Source organism: Nocardia sp. BMG51109 (genome assembly GCF_000526215.1).
Classification (GTDB): Bacteria; Actinomycetota; Actinomycetes; order Mycobacteriales; family Mycobacteriaceae; genus Nocardia.
Genome location: NZ_JAFQ01000004.1, coordinates 3,678,100 through 3,696,768, shown reverse-complemented (window position 1 = coordinate 3,696,768; position 18,669 = coordinate 3,678,100). Strand labels below are relative to the sequence as shown.

The 18,669-nt window shown below is 67.5% G+C and carries 19 protein-coding genes; 11 read left to right on the top strand and 8 right to left on the bottom strand.

All coding sequences use genetic code 11. The annotated features are described in order from the left end of the window. Positions 1–101 precede the first annotated feature (101 nt). Positions 102–1,268: a thiolase family protein gene (locus D892_RS0118340; RefSeq protein WP_024802647.1), complete on the top strand. Its 1,167-nt coding sequence runs from the start codon at positions 102–104 to the stop codon at positions 1,266–1,268. 351 nt (positions 1,269–1,619) lie between these two features. Further along, positions 1,620–1,862, top strand: a complete 243-nt coding sequence (locus D892_RS46760) for a hypothetical protein (protein ID WP_156959560.1) — start codon at positions 1,620–1,622, stop codon at positions 1,860–1,862. Positions 1,863–1,965: 103 nt separating this feature from the next. Here D892_RS46760 and D892_RS0118335 read toward each other — a convergent pair whose 3' ends face one another. From D892_RS0118335 to D892_RS0118315, 6 genes are all read right to left on the bottom strand, one after another. After that, complete coding sequence (locus D892_RS0118335) at positions 1,966–2,604, bottom strand: hypothetical protein (RefSeq protein ID WP_036569079.1); 639 nt, start codon at positions 2,602–2,604, stop codon at positions 1,966–1,968. Beyond that, positions 2,601–2,837, bottom strand: a complete 237-nt coding sequence (locus D892_RS47765; protein ID WP_198037215.1) for a hypothetical protein — start codon at positions 2,835–2,837, stop codon at positions 2,601–2,603. Before D892_RS47765 ends, D892_RS0118335 begins: the two co-directional genes overlap by 4 nt. Before the next feature lie 61 nt (positions 2,838–2,898). Beyond that, positions 2,899–3,981, bottom strand: a complete 1,083-nt coding sequence (locus D892_RS44550; RefSeq protein ID WP_024802645.1) for a helix-turn-helix transcriptional regulator — start codon at positions 3,979–3,981, stop codon at positions 2,899–2,901. 361 nt (positions 3,982–4,342) lie between these two features. Further along, positions 4,343–4,942 (bottom strand): hypothetical protein, encoded by a 600-nt coding sequence (locus D892_RS41450; protein WP_024802644.1) that lies wholly within the window; start codon positions 4,940–4,942, stop codon positions 4,343–4,345. Between the two features lie 300 nt (positions 4,943–5,242). Beyond that, the gene (fadD32, locus tag D892_RS0118320) at positions 5,243–7,105 is read right to left on the bottom strand and encodes a long-chain-fatty-acid--AMP ligase FadD32 (protein WP_036567207.1); all 1,863 of its coding nucleotides are present in this window, start codon (positions 7,103–7,105) and stop codon (positions 5,243–5,245) included. A 103-nt stretch (positions 7,106–7,208) separates the two neighbouring features. Next, on the bottom strand, positions 7,209–8,450 hold the full coding sequence (locus D892_RS0118315; RefSeq protein WP_024802642.1) for a KasA/KasB family beta-ketoacyl-ACP synthase: 1,242 nt from the start codon (positions 8,448–8,450) through the stop codon (positions 7,209–7,211). Between the two features lie 333 nt (positions 8,451–8,783). Here D892_RS0118315 and D892_RS0118310 point away from each other — a divergent pair, with 333 nt between their 5' ends. Both D892_RS0118310 and D892_RS46755 read left to right on the top strand, forming a co-directional pair. Continuing rightward, positions 8,784–9,782, top strand: coding sequence for an acyl-ACP desaturase (locus D892_RS0118310; RefSeq protein ID WP_024802641.1), 999 nt, complete (start codon positions 8,784–8,786; stop codon positions 9,780–9,782). Positions 9,783–10,129: 347 nt separating this feature from the next. Further along, the gene (locus D892_RS46755; protein WP_156959559.1) at positions 10,130–10,291 is read left to right on the top strand and encodes a hypothetical protein; all 162 of its coding nucleotides are present in this window, start codon (positions 10,130–10,132) and stop codon (positions 10,289–10,291) included. 244 nt (positions 10,292–10,535) lie between these two features. On the opposite strand, the gene D892_RS0118300 is transcribed toward D892_RS46755, so the two are convergent. After that, positions 10,536–10,778: a hypothetical protein gene (locus D892_RS0118300; RefSeq protein WP_024802640.1), complete on the bottom strand. Its 243-nt coding sequence runs from the start codon at positions 10,776–10,778 to the stop codon at positions 10,536–10,538. 276 nt (positions 10,779–11,054) lie between these two features. Here D892_RS0118300 and D892_RS0118295 point away from each other — a divergent pair, with 276 nt between their 5' ends. Both D892_RS0118295 and D892_RS0118290 read left to right on the top strand, forming a co-directional pair. Then, the gene (locus tag D892_RS0118295; protein WP_024802639.1) at positions 11,055–11,471 is read left to right on the top strand and encodes a hypothetical protein; all 417 of its coding nucleotides are present in this window, start codon (positions 11,055–11,057) and stop codon (positions 11,469–11,471) included. Positions 11,472–11,661: 190 nt separating this feature from the next. Beyond that, positions 11,662–12,102, top strand: coding sequence for an excalibur calcium-binding domain-containing protein (locus D892_RS0118290; RefSeq protein WP_024802638.1), 441 nt, complete (start codon positions 11,662–11,664; stop codon positions 12,100–12,102). A gap of 19 nt (positions 12,103–12,121) precedes the next feature. Here D892_RS0118290 and D892_RS49400 read toward each other — a convergent pair whose 3' ends face one another. Further along, a complete protein-coding gene (locus D892_RS49400; RefSeq protein WP_051499759.1) occupies positions 12,122–12,736 on the bottom strand; it encodes a TetR/AcrR family transcriptional regulator in 615 nt (204 codons plus the stop codon). 98 nt (positions 12,737–12,834) lie between these two features. On the opposite strand from D892_RS49400, the gene D892_RS0118280 reads away from it, so the two are divergent. From D892_RS0118280 to D892_RS0118260, 5 genes are read left to right on the top strand one after another with little or no spacing between them, the layout of a single operon-like run. After that, positions 12,835–13,728, top strand: coding sequence for a metal-dependent hydrolase (locus D892_RS0118280; RefSeq protein WP_036567205.1), 894 nt, complete (start codon positions 12,835–12,837; stop codon positions 13,726–13,728). Beyond that, positions 13,728–14,762, top strand: coding sequence for a PDR/VanB family oxidoreductase (locus tag D892_RS0118275; protein ID WP_024802635.1), 1,035 nt, complete (start codon positions 13,728–13,730; stop codon positions 14,760–14,762). The genes D892_RS0118280 and D892_RS0118275 overlap by 1 nt, the downstream gene beginning before the upstream one ends. Before the next feature lie 44 nt (positions 14,763–14,806). After that, positions 14,807–16,303: an aldehyde dehydrogenase family protein gene (locus tag D892_RS0118270; protein WP_024802634.1), complete on the top strand. Its 1,497-nt coding sequence runs from the start codon at positions 14,807–14,809 to the stop codon at positions 16,301–16,303. Next, entirely contained in the window at positions 16,300–17,757 is a 1,458-nt protein-coding gene (locus tag D892_RS0118265; RefSeq protein WP_024802633.1) for an NAD(P)/FAD-dependent oxidoreductase, read from the top strand. The genes D892_RS0118270 and D892_RS0118265 overlap by 4 nt, the downstream gene beginning before the upstream one ends. Beyond that, a complete protein-coding gene (locus D892_RS0118260) occupies positions 17,754–18,668 on the top strand; it encodes a short-chain dehydrogenase/reductase (RefSeq protein WP_024802632.1) in 915 nt (304 codons plus the stop codon). The genes D892_RS0118265 and D892_RS0118260 overlap by 4 nt, the downstream gene beginning before the upstream one ends. Position 18,669: the final 1 nt, after the last annotated feature.

Here is an 18,669-nt window from a genome sequence, read left to right as displayed (position 1 = left end):
CTTTCGCGCCTGTTCTTCCTGCACCCCATGGACCACCCCCTACACCCGAAAGAGAACCCGTGTTAACTTAATGGGGTATTCGGTGAATGATCGGAGTGGCTATGACCTCGGCTGTGATCGTCGACGTGGTCCGGACCCCGTCCGGCAAGGGCAAGGCCGGCGGCGGCCTGTCGCAGGTGCATCCGGCGACGCTGCTCGCCGGGGTGCTGAGCGATCTGGTGTCGCGCAACGAGCTGGATCCGGCGGTGATCGACGACGTGGTCACCGGCTGCGTCACGCAGAGCGGCGAGCAGGCGTTCAATATCGGCCGCACCGCGGTGCTGGCCGCCGGATTCCCGGAGGCGGTACCGGCCACCACGGTGGACCGGCAGTGCGGATCCAGCCAGCAGGCAGCGCATTTCGCCGCTCAGGGCGTCATCGCCGGCGCCTACGACGTCGCCATCGCCTGCGGCGTGGAGTCGATGAGCCGGGCTCCGATGTTCTCCAACGGCCAAGGTGCGGACGCCAATCGGGGGCCAATCGCCCACCGGTATCCGGACGGCCTTGTGCAGCAGGGCATCTCGGCGGAGATCATCGCGGCCCGCTGGAAGCTGGACCGGAACACGTTGGACGAGTTCGCCGCCCGCTCGCACCGCCTGGCCGCCGAGACCGCGGCCGCGGGCGGCTTCGCGGGCGAACTCGTCGCGGCGGGCGAGCTGACCGCCGACGAGACCATCCGCGCGGCGACCACGGTCGAGAAGCTGGCCGGCCTGAAACCGGCCTTCGCCGACGACGCCCTGAAATCCCGCTTCCCCGAGATCGAATGGTCGATCACCCCGGGCAACTCCTCTCCCCTGACCGACGGCGCCTCGGCGGCACTGATCATGAGCGAGGAGAAGGCGAACCAACTCGGCCTGCGCCCGCGAGCCCGGTTCCACTCGTTCGCGGTGACCGGTGACGACCCCCTGCTGATGCTCACCGCGGTCGTCCCGGCAACCCGAAAGGTGTTGGCGCGCGCCGGATTGTCGATCGACGACATCGACGCCTACGAGGTGAACGAGGCCTTCGCCCCGGTCCCGCTGGTCTGGGCCCACGAATTGTCCGCCGACCCGGCCAAACTGAACCCCCGCGGCGGCGCCATCGCCCTCGGCCACCCCCTCGGCGCCTCCGGCGTCCGCATCCTCGCCACCCTGCTCAACCACCTCGACCAAACGGATGGCCGCTACGGCCTGATGACGATGTGCGAGGCCGGCGGCCTGGCCAACGCCACCGTCATCGAGCGCCTCTGAACCGACTCCACGCCTCGGTCCCGGCGCTCTCGGACCGGATGTCGCCGTGGCGGTGACGCCTCATCTCATGCGCATCGGGAACGTGCCGGGTAGCGATGGCCCGGTAGGGTTTCCGCCCGCACGACCGACGAGTTCCGCCTCGCCGCGTCGTCGAACCGCACTGACGTTGCACCCCAGCATGTTTCACGCCCAACGGTTTGTTCTCCGACTTCGCAGACTTCATCTGTTCGGATGAGGACTTTCTTCGCCGATGGTGGTGTCCTGGTGAATGCGAACCTCGGATCGCAGGCTCGCCGCCGAAATTCTGGTTCGCGGAAGAAGATTCGTGGCTCACAGAGAAGGTGGAAAGTTATGACCAAGAACAAGATCCGCGGCGTAATCGCAGCGGTGGCGGGTGCGTCGATGATCGCACTCGGATCCGGCGTCGCCGCCGCCGAAGCCACACCTGCTCCCGCTACATCGTCCTCGCCGGTCGAAGCCCAACCCGTGGTGTTGAGCCTCGCCGGACCGCTGGGCTGGCTCCCCTGCTGGGCTTTCTTGAGCCCACTCCCTTGGCCCTTCAGCGGGGCCCTCGGAGCGGCGTGCGTGGCGTGAGTCGGCAGTAGCCGTTCGATCGATGCAGCGGTCGCGGTTTCGGCGGGGCACGATATGATGCTCCCCTGACCGCGGCCGCCGCAGCGGTGGTGAATCGTCTTGCTCATACGGGATGAAAGCCTGATCCGACACCACCGCGACCATCGATGGCCGCGAGGATCGTGGTGAAGTTGACGCCGATTTGGGGTCCCAGGCACGGGATTTGGATGTACGCGTTGACCATGCCGACCAGTGTGGTCCCGACGGCTATCGGTCCGCCGGAGTCGCCGCTGACCACGCAGATCTGGGTGGCCGTCCACGTCTGCGTCCCGGATACGTCTCCGTAGACCAGTCCGCACGTCCGTCCCGTGGTGCGGCCCTGCTTGCAGCCGACCGCGGGAAACCGCGCTGGACCGCCGATGCCGGAGATCGTTGTTTCCGCAACGTTGTTCACCGGTACGACCGAGTTCGGATCGAATTCGATCACGGCATAGTCGAGCAACTCATCAACGTGCGAGAAGGTACCCACAACTCCCGCATCGCGATGCGCTTCGCCGGCGACTCGCGAGCCCGCTCTGCCACAGTGCGCTGCGGTGAACCCCACCAATCGGTCACGGGCATCCCACCCGATCGTGGTGAGCGAGCACAGGGAGTCGCCGTCTACGACGATGCCCGAGCCGCCACCCAACGTCGCTCGAGATTCGGCGTGCGCCCCGCCGGCAGACAGGATTACCAGTCCCGCGGCAAGAGCCGCGGTGGTCAGCCTGCCGGGAACGGCTCTCCAGCCGAGCACACCACGTGCCCGGGGCTTGCCTGCTGTGCGATGCGAACGAGCTTTATCGGATCCCATTGCTGTCGCTTTCCCGTCCTCTCGGCAAACCTGAATTCCTCGAGAGCAGCCGCCTTCCGGGGCTTCTCGATCACCAGGACACCACTGTTGACGAAAGAAATCCTCATCCGAACAGATGAAAGTTTCTCGGTGGTCGTGGTGGGCATGCTGACGTTCTCGAGCGAGGCAATCCGGACCGATAACGACCACCCTGGATTCATGCCCGGTCTAACTTGTCGCGGTGGTAACTGTCAGAAGCAGACGGATGAGTTCCGCCTGACGATGGGTGCTCGTCTTGGTGAAGATGTGTCTGAGGTGGGTACGAACCGTGGACGGCGAGAGGGACAGTTTTGTGGCGACCGCTTGCACCCCACCGCCGCCCAGCACTGCCGTCGCGACCGTTGCCTCGGCTTCGGTCAAACCGTACAACTGTTGTAGAACAGCCGGTTCGGGGTGCGTGTCACCATCTGGGTCGACGACGAGCACCAGAGCGACGCGGTTCGACAGCAGATCACCGTCGAGGGGCGCGACGTGCACCACGAGGGGACGGGGTCCCGACGGCCGCGTGAGAGCCAGGGAGTCTGCCGAAGACCCGGACTCGGCGACTCGGCGAATCACATGCCGGAGTGCGGCGCTCTGCGAACTTGTTGTGGCGCACAGCCGTCCGCACGCGTCCACGGTCAATCCCTCGTCGTGGCGGGTGATACTTTCGGCGACCGAATTGGCGAACAGCGGCTCGGCATCGGCGGATACGATCATGACCCCGTACCGGACCGCGTCCAGTGCGCGGTGCGCAAAGTTGCGTTCGTGAGTCAGTTTTGCCAGATCCGATTGTGTTCGCACAGCTTCCCCGAGATGCGGCACAAGTGCGCGCATCAATTTCAGCCCCTCTGTATTGCCGGATTCTTTGAGACGTTCCGGCCCGGCGAGGCAGATCCATGATGCCGGAACCCCTTCCGTGAGGCGCGTAACGAAGCAGTCCGAAACCGCCCGATCCGTCCTGTGCACACCACGCCACCGTTCGGGTGCCGAAATTACCTCGTCATAGGTCATGACGGTGCCGGCAGGCAGTTGCCGCACTCGCTCGGCGGCATGAGCAATGGGTCCGAGGAGTTCTGTGACAAGACTATCGATACCGGAAGACCGGACCACGAATCGGCCGGTGCTGGGCTCCGGGATGACAATGTGACCGCCCTCGGCGCCGAACGCCGCTGTGATGTCGCCTATCACGCTATCCCACCGAGAAGGGTCGGACACGGCGCCATAGATACCGACGACGAGGCATGAGAAATGCTCGAGAGTGATCGTCATGAAACTGCACCCTGTCGGTCGAAGTCGAAGGGGAAGGACATCCGCTCCCCGGGTCCCATTCGGAATCTACCGTTCGGTGGCCAACCGGAAACGAATTCCGATAGGGACCGGTCGGCGATGAAATTTGGCCCTACGTGAGCCTCGACAGATGAGCGATTCGGCTGGGGACGGCTGACTCCGCCGACGCGAACGGCACCCAGAAGTGAAGTCGGTGCCGGTCGTATCGGCCCGGCAGTCCGCGCCGCCCGCGTCCTCGCCACCCTGACCGACGATCTCGACCGAACCGATGGCCGCCGCGGCCGCATGCCGGGACTCAGGGACGATGCCGGACTCGGGCCGGCCGTTTCGGGTGCCCCGGCGGCTAGCCGACGTCCGTTTCCCGCGACGGCGCCGCCAGGACGTCGGCGAGTTCCTGGTACCACCGGCCGGTGGTCTCGACCAGCTCGGTGTGCAGCGTGATCAGGTGGTCGCGGGTTTCCTGGTCGAGGCGGATCTCCGGGCGCCGCAGGAAGGTCAGGGCGGCCCGGATCCAGCCGTCCAGCGTCCACCACGCCAGCACGACGTCCGGCGGGCCCAGCGCCAGGATCTCGTCCGACAGCTCGCCGTCGGCGTCCGGTAGCGGGCGGCCCAGCTTCTCGATCCACGCGTGCGCGAAACCCTGTGCGTAGCCCAGGTTCACGATCAGTTTCGTGAGCACCGGCACGCAGCACTCGGTAGCATCGGCGCCGTTCTCGGCACACCGGCCGATCAGGACCGCGATATTCGCCTGGCCGCCCAGCGGGACATCGTCGAGAATCGCCGCCAGCCTCGGACCGGCCTGCGCAAGCTCACTCGGGCTCGCGAAACCGGATGTCCTGGACAGCGTTTCGTGGGCGGTCCGGGTGGCGGCGATATCGTCGTCCCGCACCGTCCGCTCGAACTCCGCCAGCGCGTCCAGAAACCGGCTTGTCCCCGAGGTCACGCAGAGTCACGCTACCCGACCCCCGACCACCGCAGTCTCCGGCCACCTGTTCGAAGCACCTCTCCGTCGTCCCGCGCACTTCGCCCCGTCACTCCAGCATGCTTCGCCCGTCACTCCGGCATGCTTTTGGCCGGAATCCATCGGTGGATCCCGGCCAAAAGCGCGCCGGGAGGACGAAACACCCACACGCCGGGATGACGAACCCGGTACGCACCGAAACGACGGCACACCGGGACGACCGAACCCGCGCGCACCGGTACGACGGAAGCCCCTCGCCGCCGGCGGCGTGCGAAAACGCCCCTACTCCCCCGGCGCGTCGGGGAACGCCTGCTGCCGGTAGCCGCCGCGCAGGGTTCCCTCCAGGTACGCCGTCTTACAGGCCCGCCGGGCGATCTTGCCGCTGGAGGTGCGGGGAATCGAACCCGCGGGCACCAGCAGCAGATCGCGCACCGTCACGCCGTGCCGCTTGGCGATCGCCGTCCGCACGGTCTCGGCAATCGGCTCGGGGTCGAGTTTCGCTGCCCCACTGCCCCTTTCGGCCACGATCACCAAATGCTCGGAGCCGGAGGATCTCTCGGAGGCGGGCAGTTCGTTGCCGCCGACGGAGAACGCGGCCACGAACCCGGGCCGCAGCGCGTTCGACGACTCCTGCGCCGACATCTCCAGATCCTGCGGATAGTGATTGCGGCCGTCGACGATCACCAGATCCTTGACCCGCCCGGTGATGTACAGCTCGCCGGCGTGGTAGACGCCGAAATCCCCGGTGCGCATCCACGTCGCGTCGGCAGCGGTGCCCTCGGCATGGCTGCCCGGCTGCCGGGCGCTGAGCCGGTTGCGGAAGGTCGCCTCCGTCTCGTCGTCCCGGCCCCAGTAGCCGATGCCCATGTTCTCGCCGTGCAGCCAGATCTCGCCGACCTCGCCGTCGGGTCGCTCGGCACCCGTCTCCGGGTCCACGATCACCGCCCACTGCGAGCGCGCCACATGCCCGCACGACACCTGCGCCACCGCGTCTTCGGCGTCCTCGTCCACCTCGACCATGCGACCGGCGTTCAGCTCGCCGCGGTCGACGTACACCACCTTCGCCTCGTCCTCGCGCTTGGTGGCCGAGACGAACAGCGTCGCCTCCGCCATCCCGTAGCACGGTTTGATCGTCGTCTTCGGCAGCCCGTACGGCGCGAACGCATCGTTGAACTTCCGCATCGACGACACCGAGACGGGCTCGCTGCCGTTGATCAGGCCGATCACATTGGACAGATCCAGGCTCTCCCCCGCCTTCGGCAGGCCGCGCACCGCCGCATGCTCGAACGCGAAATTCGGTGCGGCGGCATAGGTCCCGGCACCGTCGGAGTGCGCGGCCAGCTCCTTGATCCACCGATACGGACGCCGCACGAACGCACTCGGCGACATGATGGTGATGAACTTGCCGCCGATCGCGGGCAGGATCACGCACAGCAGGCCCATGTCGTGGAACAGCGGCAGCCACGTGACGCCGCGGGTGTCCTCCTCGATACCCAGCGCGTCGATCATCTGGAGCAGATTCGTGCCCACCGCGCGGTGGGTGATCTCGACGCCGGCCGGGGTCCGGGTGGAACCCGAGGTGTATTGCAGGTAGGCCACGCTGTCGATATTGATCTCGGGCTCGGTCCAGCTCGAGCCGACGCTGTCGGGGATCGCGTCGACGGCGATGACGCGCGGCCGCTGCGCCGCCGGCAGCGCGCGGAAGAACTCCCGCACGCCCGCGGCCGCCGAACTGGCCGTGAGGATGGCCGTCGGCTCGCAATCGCCGAGCACGGCGTGCAGCCGGTCGGTATGGCCCGGCTCGTCCGGATCGAACAGCGGCACAGCGATATTGCCCGCGTAGACGGCGGCGAACATCCCGACCACGTAGTCCAGACCCTGCGGCGCCAGAATCGCCACCCGGTCACGCGGCTTCGTCACCTGCTGCAGCCGCGCCGCCACCGCCCGCAACCGAACCCCGAACTGGCGCCAGGTGAGTTCGTGATACTCACCGTCGCGCTCGCGCGAGTAGTCGATGTAGCGGTAGGCGAGATCGTCCCCGTTCGCCGCGCTGTGCTTGTCGACGAAGTCGATCAGGGTCGCATCGCCCAGGATCTTGATGTTGCCTTGCTCGTCCAGATAGTCATCGAAGGTCTCGCCGATCATTCCCTATCCCTTTTCACGCACGGACGACGCCGCGCGATGACACCGAACACACAGATCGACACCGGAGCACGAAGAGTAGCAGGAGCCCTGGCCACGTTCATGCTCAGTATCGGCCGAAGGCCAGCGACACATTGTGCCCGCCGAACCCGAACGAATTCTTCACCGCGTAGTCGATCCGGCCCGACCGAGCCTGCCCGGCCACCACGTCGAGGTCGATCCCCGGGTCGAGCTTGTCCAGGTTGAGCGTCGGCGGCACCACGCCGTCGCGGATCGACAGCACCGTCAGCACCGCCTCCAGCGCGCCGACCGCCCCGATCGAATGGCCCAGCGCGGATTTGGGGGCGTAGACCGAGGCGTGATTGCCGATGGAGGCGGCGATCGCCAGCGCCTCGGCCGTATCGCCGATCGGCGTGGCGGTGGCATGCGCGTTGACATGTCCGACATCGGTTTTCGACAGCCCGGCGGTCTCCAGGGCGCGCGTGATGGCGCGCGCGGCGCCCTTGCCCTCCAGATCCGGCGCCACCAGGTGGTAGGCGTCGGAGGTGATACCGGCGCCCATCAGCCGCGCGTGAATGGTGGCACCCCGCGCCCGGGCATGTTCCTCGGTCTCGATGACCATCATCGCGCCGGCCTCGCCGAAGACGAATCCGTCGCGGTCGACGTCGAACGGCCGGGACGCGCGCTTCGGATCGTCGTTGCGCGTGCTCATGGCCCGCATCATGGTGAACGCCGCGATCGGCACCGCCTGGATGGAACCTTCCACGCCCCCGGTGACGACCATGTCGGCATCGCCCATCACGATCATCTTCCAGGCGTTCGCGATCGCCTCGGATCCGGACGAACACGCCGAAACGGGTGTCGTGATACCCGCTTTCGCCCCCAGCTCGACCCCGACCACCGCGGCGGCGCCGTTCGGCATGATCATCTGGATCGCCATCGGCGTGACCCGCCGGTATCCGGCGTTGCGCAGCTTCTTGTTGACGTCGATGAGCATCTCCGCGCCGCCCAGACCGGTGCCGATCGCCACCCCGAGCCGCTCGGTGTCCACCTCCGGACTGCCGGCGTTGCGCCACGCCTCGCGCGCCAGCACCAGCGCCATCTGCTCGACGTAGGACAGCCGGCGGGTCTCCTCGCGGGTCAGCGACTCGCCCGGCGCGACCTTCAGATGTCCGCCGATGCGCACGGGAAGCTCGAACTGCTCGATGAACTCGTCCTCGAGGACGTCGATACCGCTCTCGCCGTGCAGGAGTCCCTTCCAGGTCGAGTCGACGTCGCCGGCGATGGAGGTGGTGGCCGCCAGACTGGTGACGACGACGTCGGGATACCGGAGGCTGGAACTCGTCATTCGTGTCTCACTTTCGCTGGCAACACGGAACGTGGGCAACACTGTGGCGACAACAAGCAGAGCAGCAGGGCGACACCGAACGATCTACGAATCAACCGGTTCCGCACCGCCGACCCGACCTCCGCGCACCCGTTCAACAGGAGATCGCTCCTCTTTAATGCGGCGCACCCTCCTGCCTCGAGCACCCGGCGAGGGCGGGTCTAGATTATCGAGGCGAACCCGACCGGAAAACTCAGTGGGGCAGGTAGCAATCCGGTCGTTAATGCACTGTACCGGTTTCTTTCCGCAACGTCGCACCGGCCGATCCATCTCCGTATGAGGAAGGGCATCATCGTGGCCAGGAACCTGACACAGCTCGAACTGCTGCTCGAGCTCGAGCCGGTCGCCGAGCAGAACGTGCACCGGCATCTGTCGATGGCCAAGAGCTGGCATCCGCACGACTACGTCCCGTGGGACGAGGGACGCAATTTCGCCGCCCTGGGCGGACACGATTGGGAGCAGGGGCAGTCCCGGCTGAGCGAGGTCGCGCGGGCGGCGATGATCACCAACCTGCTGACCGAGGACAACCTCCCCTCCTACCACCGCGAGATCTCCGAGAACTTCTCGCGGGACGGGGCCTGGGGCACCTGGGTCGGCCGCTGGACCGCCGAGGAGAACCGGCACGGCATCGTCATGCGCGACTACCTGGTGGTGACCCGCAGCGTGGACCCGGTGGCGCTGGAGCAGGCGCGGATGGTGCACATGACGCACGGCTACAACGCGATGAAACTGGTCCAGGAGGGCACCCAGGCGAGCGCCGAAATCCTGGCCGACACCGGATTCCTGCACTCGGTGGCGTATGTGACCTTCCAGGAGCTGGCCACCCGGGTCTCGCACCGCAACACCGGGCGGGTCTGCGACGATCCCGTGGCCGACCGCATGCTGCAGCGCATCGCCCTGGACGAGAACCTGCACATGATCTTCTACCGCAACCTGTGCGGCGCGGCCCTGGATCTGGTGCCGGATCAGGCCCTCGAGGCGATCAGCGACATCGTGCGGTACTTCCAGATGCCCGGCGCCGGCATGCCCGACTGGCGGCGCAACGGGGTGCTGATGGCCAAGCACGGGATCTACGATCTGCGCCAGCATCTGGAGGACGTGGTGATGCCGGTGTTGCGCAAGTGGAATGTGTTCGAACGCAACGACTTCACCGCCCGGGGCGAGCAGGTGCGCAACGAGCTCGGGGAGTTCCTGGAGAAGCTGCGCCGGGACTGCGCACGTTTCGAGGAGCAGCGCGACCGGGCCCTGGCGCGGGAGGCGCGCAAGCGGGAGTTGGTGGGGGCCAACGGGTGAGCCCGTCCCCCCGCGAGGTATAGGGGTGTGCACAACCGGACACACCGCCTCCGCTCTCGGTTCCCCGCACCGCCCGGGGCGTTCGCCGGGCCCTCGCCCAGTTCCACCGTCCCCGTGGAATTTCCGCCGGTCGAGAGCCGTTTTTCCTGCTCCGGGGCGCATTTCCGGGCGGCCGGATCCGGGGTGAATTACACGCTCGAGTTAGCTGATCGCGCCGCCCCGTAGCCGCGGAGAGCCGTCGTACCGGCGTAAGAGACTGCCCCTCCGAGTATTTCGAAACGATCTCACAGCGAAATAGCGCCGCAGAACACATTGCCAGGAAATAGCCGCAGGTGCACACTTGTCGTATGACTGCTTTACCCCGCGCCCCTCATGCCTCGGACCGTGATTCCGTGGCCCTGATCGGCGCACCCAAAGACACTGTGCACTTCGAGTTTCGCGTCTCCGATCCGCAGCGGCTGATGAAGGTCCGCGAGGCCCTCGCGCGGATCCACCCGCTCAGCCACTGATCGACCGGCGGCGCGACTCGCACGCACTCGGTACCCGGAACGGGCGTCAGCGCCACCGGGTTCCGTCACTCCGGTTGTTTCCGGCCGCCTGCTCCCCCGGTCCCGGCGCATGGTCGCTCCGGGCCGGGGTTTCTCATCTCGGGCCACGCCGCACCGGTTCGCGGCCTGCCGGCATCCCGCACGCCCCCGGCGGGGCGAACCACGCTCTCACCGCGCCGGGACGAACGGGCATTCGGCGGCCGTTTCACACGTCGAGCAGGCAAGCGGCGCGATCGCGCCACAGGCTCGTCATGCGCCGGCCACAACCGGCCGCTCCGGACAACGGCGTACAGGCGTATGGCAGCCGTGGCATTTCGACGGCGTCGAACAGCGAGTAATCGTCCGGTGCGGCCGGCTCGCCGCGCAGGAGACCGCCGCAGCCGCCGAAACCGTGCTCCGGGCGCGGCCGAGTGTGGCTGGGTGCTTCGACCTCGGCTCCGGTCGGCACCTTCGATCTCGACTCCGCTCGACGCGGGCGGCGGGCGATTCGACCCGCCGACGCATCGGGCCGGCCGAAGTCCGGAACCGGATGCCACCCCCCGACCGCCGAGCCAGCGGACCACCTTGCGCGGCCACGGGCCGATGGCGCCTGCCGGACCGGTGACAGTACAGGTCCGACCGGTCTACACCAGGTAAATGCGTTGTACAGCAATGGGTTTCCCGAACCCGGCCGGAACTGAACAAACCTCTCCCGTTCATAGGCAAACCGAATTATTGTTCTCCCATGGGATTTCGCACGGTCGTCGTCTCCGAGGACATCTACCTGGCTTTACCGCAGTGGTTCACCACCAAGCACACCGATCTCCACTTCGGCGCCCTGCTCGACGGAACCACCTCCTCGTTTCCGCTCGCGAGCCATTGCGAACGCAAGTTCTACAAGTCGAAAAAGGATGCGCTGTTCGTCGACCTGCGGCGGGTGCTGGTGGAGGCCGAGTACCAGCACACCGTGGAGCTGGTCCTGTTGCACGAATGCGGTGGCGTGACCAAGGTTTCGGTGCACCGCGACGGAATCCGGATGTTCGAACCGACCGCCTGGCGTGAGGTCGAGCAGATCAGCCACAGCTACTGCTACGGCTGCTCGGAACCGGCCGACTCCCCCGCCGCCGAGTCCGCACCGGGCGACAACGCGATAGGCGGCTGAACCGCTGCTCGCGCCGCGACACCAGAGCACGAAGTCCCCGACTCCCAGGACGTCCCGACACCCGAGTTGCCTGCCGAGGTCACCACTTCGCGAATCCGGCCATCGCCGAGCTAACGACCGCCGCACCGTCGTCGATCTGCGAGATGCCAGGTGATGAAGCCTGATAACGACACTCACAACAGGAGAATTCGTGTCGACCTATCGCAGCGTCCTGCTCGTCGCCGCCGTAGGGGTCGGGCTGCTCACCGCATGCACCGACGCCCAGCACACCACGACCACCCCGACGACGAGCGCACGCTCCGCTCTCACCGTCGTCGTTCCCACCGTCGTCCCGACCACGACGGCCGCACCGGTGACTACCTCGATCGCCCCGACTGCCTCGATCCCACCGACGACCGTCGCCGCGCCGCCCGTACTGCCGACGACCACCGTCGCCGCGGTGCGGCCGCCCGCACCGGCCGTGGCGCCGCCGCCCGCACCCGCGGTCCGGGCACCCGCACCGGAATCGCCGAGCGTCTATTACAAGAACTGCACCGAGGCCAGGGCGGCGGGAGCGGCCCCGCTGCATCCGGGCGAGCCGGGGTACCGGGCGGGACTCGACCGCGACAGCGACGGGGTCGCCTGCGAATAGTCGCCGGCAGCGGGCCGGCTCAACCGGCGACGATCGGCGTCAGGTAGGTCCGCGCGAAGTCCGACAGCTCCGCCTCGGTGTGCAGCCGAACCGCGCCCTCCGGCGCGAGCACCATGGAATGCACGACGCGACAGACGATTTCGGCGCGGGTCAGCATGTCCGGGGCGGGCTCCAGCAGCCCCCGCGCCACGGCACGGTCGAGCGCCGCCGCCGTCGCGGTGACCGACATGGCGAAGGTGGTACCGCCGTCGGCGGTCAGCTTCATGACCACTCGCTCGGGCTCGACGCTCAACATCCGCTCCACCAGCGGATTGGTCCGCCACCGGGTGATGACGGTGACGAACATGTCGGCGACGAGATCCGCGAGGGCGTCGTGCCGCTCCGGAATCGCCGAGATCTCCTCCAGCACCGCGCCGACTTCCCGGTTCACGACCGCCTGCACCAGATCGTCGCGCGAGCCCATGCGGCGGTAGACGGTCACCCGGTCGACGCCCGCTTCCCGGGCGATGTCCTCGACCGTCGTCTTCTTGACACCAACCTTCTGGAACCGGATCAATGCCCCGTCGAGGATCCGCGTTTCGATGTCATCGGTCGCATCGACGCGGCTCAGCGAGGTTTTCGATGCGGCTGCCACGATCTCCACCGTAGCAGCCACCCGGCGCTCTGCAACAAATGAAGTCTGTTTGTGGCCGCAACATTGCAATACGATTTGTTGCTGTGTACGTTCGGGGCATGGCTCCAGAGGTTGGTGCGGCGCGGCACCCCTACCGCGACGAAGCGCACGCGATCAACGCGCGGGATGTGCATTTCGACTTCGATTCGGTTCCGTTGCACTACATTCCGGGTGAGGTGCTGGCCACCCACATCGTCAACGTGATGCATCTGGTGCTGCCGGAGGGCGAGCGGGCGATGGCGCAGGCGCTGTCCGAGGCCCTGCCGCAGATCGAGGACGAGCGCCTGCGGGAGGCGGTACGCGGCTTCGTCGGCCAGGAAACCATGCACGCGAGCAGCCACGAGGCCGCGCGGCGGCATCTGCGGGAGATCGGGCTCGACGTCGACTCCTACGTCGACAAGATCGCGTGGCTGGTGGACCGGGTGCTAGGCGATCACGGCTGGGGCGGCCACGCCGAGCAGGAGTGGCTGAAGGAGCGGCTGGGCCTGTTCGCCGGCATGGAGCATTACACCGCGGTGCTGGGCGAATGGCTGCTGAACGCCGACGTCCTCGAGGCCAAGGGCATGCATCCGGCGATGCTGGATCTGGTCCGCTGGCACGGCGCCGAGGAAGTGGAGCATCGCAGCGTCGTCTACGACGCCTTCATGCACGTCGACGGCAGCTATGCCCGCAAGGCGCGCACGGCGATCGTGGCCGGTGCCACGCTGCTTCCGCTGTTCATCCTGTCGGCGGGCTATCTGTATCGAAAAGACCCGTCGCCGGACAAGGGCCGCAACTGGGGGATGCAGTTCCTCAACGCCACCCACCGCGGCGTGATCCCCAGCTGGACGGTGTTCTTCACCGAGCTGCCGCGGTATCTGCGGCCGGGATTCCATCCGTCCCAGCTGGGTTCGATGGACAAGGCGCTGCGGTATCTGGCGCATTCGCCGGCCGCGCGGGCCGCGGGGCACTGATGAGCGCCGAGACCGTCGCCTCGCCGGGCCTGCGGGTACTCGGCGGTGTGGTGGACCTGTACAAGTGGGTGTTCGTCAGCGGGCTCACCGCGCCGCTGCTCTCGCGCCCGAATCCGCTGCGGCGTAGCGGTTTCGATCTCGACCTCGTCGTCGATGCCACCGAGCGGCGGGCCGCCGATGTGGTGAGTCTGGTGTTGCGCGCGCCCGGCGGTGCGGCCTTGCCGACCTGGCGGCCCGGTGCGCATCTGGATGTCTTCCTGCCCTCCGGGCGGCAGCGGCAGTACTCGCTCTGTGGTGATCCGGCGGACCGGTTCCGGTACCGGATCGCGGTGCGGCTGATACCCGGTGGTGAGGGGTCCGGGGAGATCCACCGGGAGGTCCGGGTCGGTGACCGGTTGCGAATTCGCGGGCCGCGCAACGCGTTCGCCCTCGTGGACGCGCCGTCCTACTTGTTTCTCGCGGGCGGTATCGGTATCACGCCCATCCTCCCGATGGTCAAGGCGGCGGGAGCCCGCGGACGCCTGGTGTACACCGGGCGCTCACGCGACTCGATGCCGTTTCTCGACGAGTTGCCCGGCGCGGATGTCCGGCCCGACGACGAGTTCGGTGCGCCCGACGTGGCGGAACTGATCTCCGGTGCGGAACCCGGTGCGGCCGTGTATGTCTGCGGTCCGCCACCGATGCTGGCCGCCGCCCAGCGCTGCATGTTCGAACTCGATCCGACCGGCTCGCTGCACACCGAGCGGTTCTCCGCGGCACCGGTTGTCGACGGACGGGAGTTCACGCTCACGCTGGCCCGCACCGGGAGGACGATCCGCGTCGGCGCCGACGAGACCGCGCTCACCGCGATCCGCCGGGAGCTGCCCGATGTCGGATACTCCTGCCGGCAGGGCTATTGCGGGACCTGCCAGGTCCGGGTGCTCGGCGGGAACGTCGACCACCGCGACCACACCCTCACCGACCGGGACCGGCGCGATCGGATGCTCGTGTGCGTTTCCCGCGCGGCCGACGACGAGCTGGTGGTCGACCTGTGAAGCCGCGATCACACCCATACCACCACCATGCGGAAGGGAGGCCGATGACGGCGCCGACGACGATCCACGGCAACGCGACACCGTTCGAGGTGCGCAACCCCGCCAGTGGCGACCTGGTGGGAATTTATCCCGTCTATACGCGCGACGACGTCGACGCCGCAGTCTCCTCCGCGCACGCGGCCGGGAAGTGGTGGGCGGCACTCGGGTTCGCCGAGCGCGCGCGGCGACTGGATGCCTGGCGCGGTGAGATCGCGCGGGGGCGGAACGAACTCGCCGAGCTGATCCACCGAGAGATGGGTAAGCCGGTCTCCGACGCGAAGCTCGAAATCGCCATGGCCCTGGAGCATGTGCGGTGGGCGGCCCGCAATGCCGCCAAGGTGCTCGGGCGGCGATCGGTGCGGCCGAGTCTGCTGACCGCCGACCACGCCGCCACCGTGGAGTATCTGCCGTACGGGGTCGTGGGCGTGGTCGGGCCGTGGAACTATCCGATATTCACCCCGCTGGGTTCGGTGTCGTTCGCGCTCGCCGCGGGGAATGCGGTGGTGTTCAAGCCGAGCGAATACACGCCCGGTGTGGGCGTGTGGCTGGCCGATGCCTTCGCCCGGGTGACGCCGGAACAGCCCGTGTTCCAGGTCGTCACGGGGCTCGGGGACACCGGAAACGCACTGTGCCGCAGCGGCGTCGGCAAGATCGGGTTCACCGGTTCGACGGCCACGGGCAAGCTCGTGATGGCCGCGTGCGCCGAGAACCTGACTCCGCTGCTGATGGAATGCGGCGGCAAGGACGCGCTGATCGTCGACGCCGACGCGGACCTGGATGCGGCCGCCGACGCCGCCGTCTGGGGTGGGCTGTCCAATGCCGGGCAGACATGTCTTGCGGTGGAACGCATCTACGTGCATGCCGCCGTGTACGACAGATTCGCCGGGAAGCTGGTCGCGCTGGCCCGCGGAATCGATGCCGGCGGACCCGATGCGAAGATCGGCCCGATCACCATGCCCCAGCAGGTGGCCGTCATCCGCCGGCACATCGAGGACGCGGTCGCTCGCGGTGCGCAGGTTCTGTTGGGCGGAATCGACAGCATCCGCGGGCAATTCGTGCAACCGACCATCCTCGCCGATGTTCCCGAAGAGGCCGCGGCCGTGACCGAGGAGACCTTCGGACCCACCCTGACGGTCACCAAGGTGCGGGATATGGACGAGGCGGTCGAGCTGGTGAACGCCGGCACGTACGGGCTCGGCAGTACGGTGTTCTCCCGGCGCGACGGCGAGCGGATCGCCGCGCGGATCCGAGCCGGCGGCACGTCGATCAACTCCTTCGTCGCGCACGCGACCGTCCCGACACTTCCGCTCGGTGGGGTGGGCGGTTCCGGCTTCGGGCGAGTGCACGGGCCTGATGGACTGCGAGAGTTCGCCTACGCCAAAGCCACTACCCGCCAGCGCTTTCCCTCGCCTCTACCACTGACCACCTTCCGCCGCACCGACCGTATCGATGCCGTCGTCGATGTGCTGGTGGGACTCCTGCACGGAAGGTCTCACCGATGACCACCGAACACACGCACATCGCCGTGGTCGGGGCCGGATTCGGGGGCATCGGGCTGGGGGCCGAGCTCCGCGGGGCCGGGTTCGAGGACTTCGTGATTCTCGAGCGTGCCGACGATCTGGGCGGGACCTGGCTCGCGAACACGTATCCCGGCTGCGCGTGTGACGTACCGTCCCAGCTGTACAGCTACTCCTTCGCGCCCAATCCGAACTGGTCGCGCACCTACGGCAAGCAGGAGGAGATTCTCGAATACCTCCGTTCGGTGGCGACCGAACACGATGTCGTGCGGCACATCCGTTTCGGGGCCGAACTGCTCGATGCCCGGTGGGACGAGGACGATTCCGTGTGGCGCCTCGAGACCGCCGCCGGGTCGCTCACCGCCGACTTCCTGATCTCGGCGGCGGGAATCTTCGCCGAGGCCAAGTATCCGGATCTGCCCGGCCTGGAGTCGTTCGAGGGCAAGGCTTTCCACTCGCTGCACTGGGATCACGACCACGATCTCACCGGGGAGCGAGTGGCGGTGATCGGAACCGGCGCCTCCGCGGTGCAGTTCGTGCCCGAGATCCAGCCGAAGGTCGGCAAGCTGCTGCTGTTTCAGCGCTCGGCGCCGTGGATCGTGCCGCGAATGGATCGCCCGACGCTGCCGTTCGAGCGCTCCGTGTTGAAGCGTATCCCGCTGGCCCAGCGCGCCGTTCGCGGCGGATGGTATGCGGCGATCGAGGCGTTCGGCCTGATTTCCCTGGTGGATAAGCGTTTCCGGCATCCCTACGAGGCGCTGGGCAAGATGCAGCTGCTGCGCCAGGTGCGCGACTCGGCGCTCCGCAAGACACTCACACCGGACTATGTGATCGGCTGCAAGCGGGCCATCTTCTCCGATGCCTACCTGCCGTCGCTCGACCGGCCCAATGTCGAGGTCGTCACCCAGGGGATCGCCGAGGTGCGACCGCGGTCGATCGTCTTGCGCGACGGCACGGAGCATCCGGTGGACACGATCATCCACGGCACCGGATTCACTCCCATCCCCACGGCCTACGAGCGCTACATCGGCAGCGATGGACTGTCGGTTGCCGAGCTGTACGACAAACGGCCACAAAGCTATCTGGGCGTCGCGGTATCGGGCTTCCCCAACTACTTCATGACGCTGGGACCGTTCGGCGCGGCTGGAAATCAATCGGCGATCTACATGATCGAGTCGCAGATCAACTATATCGTCGACGCCCTGAAGATGGTGCGCCGCAACGGCGCTCGCCGCGTCGAGGTGCGGCCGCAGGTGCAGGAGGAATTCCTCGACGAGATGGCCCGGCGCAGCTCGACCAGCGTCTGGCTCACCGGCGGCTGCCGGAGCTACTACACCACGCCCGACGGCCTCAACGCCGGGCTGTATCCGAATTGGAGCTTCGAATACCGCCGTCGCACAAGTCGGTTCGATACGAGATCATACGAGGTGGTGCGATGAACAGTCACTCGGCACTCAACCCGCTCGCCGCGCTGACGGGCCTCGCGCGGGCTCTCGGGGCGCCTGCGGAACCACGCTGTCCCGTGGAGGGCAAGGTCGTCGCCGTGACCGGCGCGGGCCAGGGCATCGGCCGTGAGCTCGCCGTCATGCTGTATCGCCGTGGTGCGTCGGTCGCGCTCATCGACATCGACAAGGACAACGCGGCCGCCCTCGCCGACCGGCTCGGCGTGCGCGCCGCCGCGTTCGCCGCCGACGTTTCCGACCGGGACGCGATGCGGAACATCATCGGCCTCATCGCCAACGATTTCGGCCGCCTGGATGTGGTCGTGGCGAATGCGGGCGTAGTGCCTCCGCCGGCGACCCTGCGGACGATGAACCCCAGCGACTTCGACCGGGTTCTCGACATCAACCTCACCGGCGTCTTCAATACCGTGCACCCGGCGCTGGACCACGTGATCGCCGCGGAGGGCCACGTCGTGGTCGTATCGTCCTGCGCCGCATTCGCGCCCGGCATGACCGGATCGCCGTACATGATCAGCAAGGCCGCCGTCGAACAGCTCGGCCGAGCCTTGCGCGTCGAACTCGCCGCCGTCGGCGCCACCGCCGGCATCGCCTACTTCGGCGTGGTCGACACCGATATGACCCGTGACACCCTCGACCGTGACATCCTCGGCCGGGCGCTCGGCGACATGCTGCCGTGGCCGCTCAACGTCCGCATCACCGCGAACCAGGCGGCCGAGGTGATCGCCGACGGCATCGAACGCAGGGCCGCCCGCACCGTCGCCCCCAGCGGCTGGGAGGCATACGCACTGCTACGCGGGGCCGTCAACGTCGTTCTGGACAACCGGCTGGCCCGGGATCCGCGGGTGCACGAGCTGGTGCGGAAGGTCGAACAGCGGGTGCGGGGGTGAG

Coding starts and splice junctions, on each gene's coding strand:
- D892_RS0118340 (WP_024802647.1), top strand. CDS start 102: ATGACCTCGGCTGTGATCGTCGACGTGGTCCGGACCCCGTCCGGCAAG.
- D892_RS0118280 (WP_036567205.1), top strand. CDS start 12,835: ATGGCTCCAGAGGTTGGTGCGGCGCGGCACCCCTACCGCGACGAAGCG.
- D892_RS47765 (WP_198037215.1), bottom strand. CDS start 2,837: ATGCCCACCACGACCACCGAGAAACTTTCATCTGTTCGGATGAGGATT.
- fadD32 (WP_036567207.1), bottom strand. CDS start 7,105: ATGATCGGCGAGACCTTCGATGACTATCTGGACGAGCAAGGCAACATC.
- D892_RS0118275 (WP_024802635.1), top strand. CDS start 13,728: ATGAGCGCCGAGACCGTCGCCTCGCCGGGCCTGCGGGTACTCGGCGGT.
- D892_RS0118265 (WP_024802633.1), top strand. CDS start 16,300: ATGACCACCGAACACACGCACATCGCCGTGGTCGGGGCCGGATTCGGG.
- D892_RS0118315 (WP_024802642.1), bottom strand. CDS start 8,450: ATGACGAGTTCCAGCCTCCGGTATCCCGACGTCGTCGTCACCAGTCTG.
- D892_RS0118260 (WP_024802632.1), top strand. CDS start 17,754: ATGAACAGTCACTCGGCACTCAACCCGCTCGCCGCGCTGACGGGCCTC.
- D892_RS44550 (WP_024802645.1), bottom strand. CDS start 3,981: ATGACGATCACTCTCGAGCATTTCTCATGCCTCGTCGTCGGTATCTAT.
- D892_RS0118295 (WP_024802639.1), top strand. CDS start 11,055: ATGGGATTTCGCACGGTCGTCGTCTCCGAGGACATCTACCTGGCTTTA.
- D892_RS46755 (WP_156959559.1), top strand. CDS start 10,130: ATGACTGCTTTACCCCGCGCCCCTCATGCCTCGGACCGTGATTCCGTG.
- D892_RS46760 (WP_156959560.1), top strand. CDS start 1,620: ATGACCAAGAACAAGATCCGCGGCGTAATCGCAGCGGTGGCGGGTGCG.
- D892_RS0118270 (WP_024802634.1), top strand. CDS start 14,807: ATGACGGCGCCGACGACGATCCACGGCAACGCGACACCGTTCGAGGTG.